Below are 1,072 nucleotides of genomic sequence, written 5' to 3'. Positions count from 1 at the left end.
TGCAATAGAAAAAGGGCTCGTTTGAGCCCAATACTTCCAAGGTGGAATCGCACTATTTTCTGTAGAGAATGGCTCTATGCTGAATGCCACACTAACTCCTGCTCAGACAAAGGAAGCACAGGAAGTTCACACTTTGGCCAACCTTGCTCTAGCTGCGCTTTGAACAACCCGATAGTGTCCACACCAGGAACTTCATCAGGCAACTGCCATTGCGCCAAACGTTCTAATTGGTTCAAGCCAAGGCTCGACTCAATGCTTGAGCTGATCACCGCTTTCATTCCTAACGCTTTTGCTTTTTCGATCAATTTAATGCAGAAATCGACGGAGCCGATTAATGTCGGTTTGATAATGATCGCTTTCACGCCTGTCAGATCTTCAAGGCTAAAGTCTTCTCGACGAACGGCATCTTGCAGCGTTTCATCCCAAGCAATCGCGATACCAGTATTAATGGCAAAAGACATGCTGTCGCCAGGAGCTCGGCATGGCTCTTCCAAAAACGTAATTCGTTGGCGAAGAGACGGTGTAATGTACTTAGCAAACTGCTGCGCTTTTTCGGGAGTCCAAGCGCGGTTCGCATCCAGTCGAAGCGTTAATTGAGGGATAGATTCAAGGAAGAGGTTCACAAGCATGCCGTCGCGAATGGGCTCATACAGCCCCACTTTCACTTTTGCCACTTTCTCACCTTCCATCTCGTTGAGTTTTGGAATCAACTCATCGGGATCGCCCGTACACAGTGGAGCAGTTTGATATTTGCCTTGCGTCGGCAAACCACCTTCTAACTCCAAGTGAGCCATAGATAAGCCAAACGCAACCGAAGGATACATATTGGCATAATCAACCGGTATACCCGCGACCCAGCGTTCAGCCTGTTCTTGTAACTGAATGCCAGCCTCTTCGGTACTTTCCAAGCTAAAACCAAAAAGCGGTGCGACTTCACCTAATCCCGTGTTCTCGCCATCAGATAGCTCAACAATGTAGCCGATGCGTTCAGTCAGCTTGTTATCACGCAGTATTACGCCACTGTCCATTCGAAGGCAGTAACGGTAAATCTTTGCTTTACGCATAATTCCAG

The 1,072-nt window shown here is 47.8% G+C and carries 1 protein-coding gene; it reads right to left on the bottom strand.

The features are described 5' to 3' along the window. Positions 1–74 precede the first annotated feature (74 nt). A complete protein-coding gene (menC, locus tag R7F07_RS25375) occupies positions 75–1,064 on the bottom strand; it encodes an o-succinylbenzoate synthase (protein ID WP_318110691.1) in 990 nt (329 codons plus the stop codon). Positions 1,065–1,072: the final 8 nt, after the last annotated feature.

It is taken from the genome of Vibrio sp. YT-16, from assembly GCF_033337405.1.
Lineage (GTDB): Bacteria > Pseudomonadota > Gammaproteobacteria > Enterobacterales > Vibrionaceae > Vibrio > Vibrio alginolyticus.
Note: the sequence above shows the minus strand (reverse complement) of the source record. Positions and strands in the feature narration are given on the sequence as shown.